The sequence below is a fragment of the Micropruina sp. genome, from assembly GCF_047607385.1.
Taxonomy (GTDB): Bacteria; Actinomycetota; Actinomycetes; order Propionibacteriales; family Propionibacteriaceae; genus Micropruina.
In genome coordinates this window covers 1-4,377 of the sequence record NZ_JASGDE010000065.1, presented here as the reverse complement: position 1 = coordinate 4,377, position 4,377 = coordinate 1, and the positions used below count along the sequence as shown (strand labels likewise).

Genomic DNA, 4,377 nt, shown 5'->3' with positions numbered 1-4,377 from the left:
GGAGCGGGCGCTGACCGAGGCGACCAGGGCGCTGGCCGCCGCCGAAGTGAGTCAGGCGCCCAGCGCCGCCGGGTCGTAGTCGATGCAGGCGCGGCTGGTGCGCCGGGCGCCGATCAGCGCCACCACCTTCAGGTGCTCGGGGTGCACGGCGTAGGCCTGCAGCGCCTTGGCGTCGGTGAACACCGAGTAGATGACCAGGTCGAAGGTGTTGTCGAGCCCCGGCTGCTGGGTGATCACCTCGAACTCGACGATCCCGTCGATGAGCGCCGGCAGCGCCCGCAACGCGTCGGCGGCCAGCGCGACGTTGGTCGCCTTGTCGGCGCCCTCGGCGTGATCGGCGAACTCCCAGGCCACGATGTGCTTGATCATGCGTTCAACCTAGTGCCCCGGCCATCAACCTTCAGCCGCTACGAGGCGCCCGGGTCGGCGCCTCGTAGCGTTCTCCTCGGTCACCAGAACCCGGTATGGCTCGCCAGGCTTCCGACCGGACGCCGTTCGCCAGGGCGAACGTTGATGGCCGGGGCACTGCTGGCCGGACGCGGTCCCCGTGGGACGAAAGGAACCGTCCCCGTCGTCCCACGGGGTCCGTGTGGGACGAAAGGAACCGTCCCCGTCGTCCCATGGGCCTGTCCTCGCGTTCCACCTGCGGGTGGACCGAAGAGAACCCGGCCCCAGTGGTCCACTCCGGGGCAACGGGCGCCGTGGCCTACCGTTGGCTCGTGGACGACTTCCTGGTGGACCGGGTGCTGCTCGCCGTCGAACAGATTCCGGCCGGACGAGTCACCTCCTACGGTGACATCGCCCGGCTGGTCGGCACCGGTCCACGGCAGGTCGGCGGCGTGCTCAGCCGGTACGGCGCCGACGTCCCGTGGTGGCGGGTGACCGGGCAGGACGGCACGATGGCGTCCGGGCTGATCGAGCGGGCCCGTCAGCACTGGGCCGAAGAAGGAATCCCGGTCAACGCCTCCCGGACCGGGTGCCGGATCACCGCCTGCCGCGCTGACCAAGTCGCCCTGATGCATGCCTACACCCGGGCGCTGGACACGCTCCTGGCGCGCACCGGGACGCCGCTGCCGCGAATCGGTGGGCCGGCCACCCGGGCGCTGACCGGCCTCGGCATCGCCAACCTCGAACACCTGCTCGACTGGACCCGGGACGAGTTGCTCGCCACCCACGGTGTGGGCCCGAAGGCGGTGCGGATCATCGAGGACGCCCTCGCCGAGCACGGTTGGCGGCTGCCTGACAGCCCCCGCGCCCGCGAGCAGTAGAAGTCGATGACCGCTGATCAACCAGCGGCTGAGGGTCACTCCTCGACCGGGAGCACCTCCAGCCGGGGGTACTCCGGCTTCCACATCCGCTGGTAGATGTCGTTGATCGGGTTGGTCATCGGGGTCCGGGCCAGGCCCTGCTGCTCAGCGGTCTTCGCCACCGCCATCGCCACCGCGGCGGCGACCAGCCGCAGATCGCTCATCGACGGCAGCAGCGAGGCGCCCGGACGGTACTCGTTCACCAGCCCGGCCAGCGCCGCCGCGGCGGCGTAGATCATCTCGTCACTGACCCGGGTGGCCCGCACCACCGACACCCCCAGCCCGAGCCCGGGGAAGATCAGCGCGTTATTGGCCTGCGCGATGGTGTGGTACACCTCGCCCTGCCGGATGGTGCCGTACGGGCTTCCGGTCGCGATCAGCGCGCGTCCGTCGGTCCAGGCCAGCAGGTCGGCCGGATGGGCCTCGGAACGCGAGGTCGGGTTCGACAGCGGCATGATGATGGGCCGCTCGCAGCCCTGCGCCATCGCCGTCACCACCGGCTGGGTGAACGCGCCGGTCTGCGCCGAGGTGCCGATCAGGATGGTCGGATGCACGGCGCGCACCGTCTCGTCCAGGGTGATCCGGGACGGGTCGGCGACGTCCCAACCCTGCACCTCCGAGCGCGCACGGGCGTACGGACGCTGGAAGTCGCGGACGCCGGCGCCGTCCTCGACGATCAGGCCGCGGCTGTTGAACGCGTAGAACTGCCCGTAGGCGTGTTCGGCGTCCAGTCCGTCGCGGATCATCGCCTCACGGATGATGTCGGCGATGCCGACCCCGGCCGTGCCGGCGCCGAACACCACCACCCGATGCTGCCGCAGCGGCACCCCGGTCAGCCGCACCGCGGCCAGCACGGCGGCCAGCACCACGGCCGCGGTGCCCTGGATATCGTCGTTGAAGGTGCAGATCCGGTCGCTGTAGCGCTCCAGGATGCGGTGCGCGTTGCCGGCACCGAAGTCCTCCCAGTGCAGCATCGCGTTCGGGAATTGCTTGGTGACGGCGGTGACGAACGCCTCGATGAACGCGTCGTAGCGTTCGCCGCGCACCCGGGCGTGATGTTCGCCCAGATAGACGCCGCTGTGCAGCAGGCCGAGGTTGTCGGTGCCCACGTCCAGCACGATCGGGACGGCCCGGCGCGGATGGATGCCGGCCGCCGCGGTGTACACGCCCAGCTTGCCCAGCGCGATCTGGATGCCGCCGATGCCCTGGTCGCCGATGCCGAGGATGCCTTCGGAGTCGGTCACCACCACCAGGTCGACGTCGTCGCCGTCGAGGTCGTAGTTGGCCAGCGACTGCTCGATCAGCTCCGGGCGGTCGATCGACAGGAACAGCCCGCGCGGACCGGCGTACTCGTGGCTGAACCGCTCGATCGCCTCACCGATGGTGGGGGTGTAGATGATCGGCAGCATCTCTTCGAGGTTCTCGCTGAGCAGCCGGTAGAACAGCACCTCGTTGCGGTCGCGCAACTGGGACAGGTAGATGTACTTCGACAGCGGGGACGGTGAGCGGCTGTACTGCGCGTAGGTGCGCCGCAGCTGTTCCTCGATGGTGCTGACCTTGCCGGGCAGCAGGCCGGAGAGCTCCATCTCGGCGCGCTGCTCCACGGTGAACGCGGTGCCCCGGTTCGCCACCGGGTTGCGCAGGATCCGGCGTCCGCGGGCCCGCACGCGAAGCACGATCTCGCTGTTGCTGGTGGTGACGAGGTGGAAGTCGCTGCGGCGCAATTCAGGATCCTTCGGCGGTGGGGTCCCGGTGAGCCTATCGGCTCCGGCAACGGCCGCGATGCTGGCTCAGCGCGCGGCGCCGGACTGGGCGGGTCTTCCGGCCGGCGCGAGGCCGATTGCCCGAGTGGGAGCGGAATACAGACCCGGCGGCTATGGTTGAGTCAAGTGGACTCAACTTTGGTTTTCCGTCAGGAGACACGCTAGACAATGGACACTTCGAAGCTCACCGCCAAGAGCCGGGACGCCGTCTCGGCCGCCCTTCGCAACGCCCTCACCAACGGCAACCCCAGCGCCGAGCCGGTGCACCTGCTGCACGCGCTGCTGATGGTGCCCGACAACACCGTCGGCGCCCTGCTCAGCGCGGTCGGTGCCGACCCGAAGGTGGTCGACGCCGCCGCCCAGGGCGCGATCACCAAGCTGCCCAGCGCGTCCGGCAACTCGGTCAGCCAGCCCGGCCTGTCCGGCAGCTTCGCCCGGGTGCTGGCCGACGCCGAGACCCGCGCCGAGCAACTCGGCGACGAGTTCGTCGCCACCGAGCACCTGATGATCGGCCTGGCCGCCATCGTCAGCGACGCGCAGAAGATCCTGCTGCAGTTCGGCGCCGACCCGAAGAAGCTGACCACGGCGTTCAACGACGCCCGCGGCGACAAGCGGATCACCTCGGCCGAGCAGGAGGGCGGCGAATCCACCCTGGACAAGTACTCGGTCGACCTGACCGCGCGGGCCCGCGAGGGAAAGCTCGACCCGGTGATCGGACGCGACGGCGAGATCCGCCGGGTGGTGCAGGTGCTGGCCCGGCGCACCAAGAACAACCCGGTGCTGATCGGCGAGCCCGGCGTCGGCAAGACCGCCGTCGTCGAGGGCCTGGCCCAGCGGGTGGTGGCCGGCGACGTCCCCGACTCGCTGAAGGGACGCCGGGTGGTCTCCCTCGACCTGGCCTCGATGGTGGCCGGCGCCAAGTACCGCGGCGAGTTCGAAGAGCGGCTGAAGGCTGTGCTGAACGAGATCCGGGACGCCGAGGGCCAGGTGATCACCTTCATCGACGAACTGCACACCGTGGTCGGCGCCGGCGCGTCCGGTGATTCCTCGATGGACGCCGGCAACATGCTCAAGCCGATGCTGGCCCGCGGCGAGCTGCGGATGATCGGCGCCACCACCCTGGACGAGTACCGCGAGCGGATCGAGAAGGACCCGGCGTTGGAGCGCCGCTTCCAGCAGGTCTTCGTCGGCGAGCCGTCGGTGGAGGACACCATCGCCATCCTGCGCGGGCTGCGCGAGCGCTACGAGGCGCACCACAAGGTGCGGATCACCGACGGCGCACTGGTCGCTGCGGCGTCGCTGTCGAG

General features: G+C 70.1%; 4 protein-coding genes. 2 read left to right on the top strand and 2 right to left on the bottom strand.

Annotated features, from left to right (window positions below):
* Window positions 1-51 precede the first annotated feature (51 nt).
* A complete protein-coding gene (locus QM582_RS06040; protein WP_415082659.1) occupies window positions 52-369 on the bottom strand; it encodes a Dabb family protein in 318 nt (105 codons plus the stop codon).
* A gap of 350 nt (window positions 370-719) precedes the next feature.
* On the opposite strand from QM582_RS06040, the gene QM582_RS06035 reads away from it, so the two are divergent.
* Window positions 720-1,268 (top strand): MGMT family protein, encoded by a 549-nt coding sequence (locus QM582_RS06035; RefSeq protein WP_415082657.1) that lies wholly within the window; start codon window positions 720-722, stop codon window positions 1,266-1,268.
* Window positions 1,269-1,303: 35 nt separating this feature from the next.
* Here the strand turns inward: QM582_RS06035 and QM582_RS06030 are convergent, their stop codons facing one another.
* On the bottom strand, window positions 1,304-3,031 hold the full coding sequence (locus QM582_RS06030) for an NAD-dependent malic enzyme (protein ID WP_415082655.1): 1,728 nt from the start codon (window positions 3,029-3,031) through the stop codon (window positions 1,304-1,306).
* 207 nt (window positions 3,032-3,238) lie between these two features.
* Here QM582_RS06030 and QM582_RS06025 point away from each other — a divergent pair.
* Window positions 3,239-4,377 (top strand): Clp protease N-terminal domain-containing protein (locus QM582_RS06025; protein ID WP_415082653.1); only part of this gene is annotated, 1,139 nt, incomplete at its 3' end.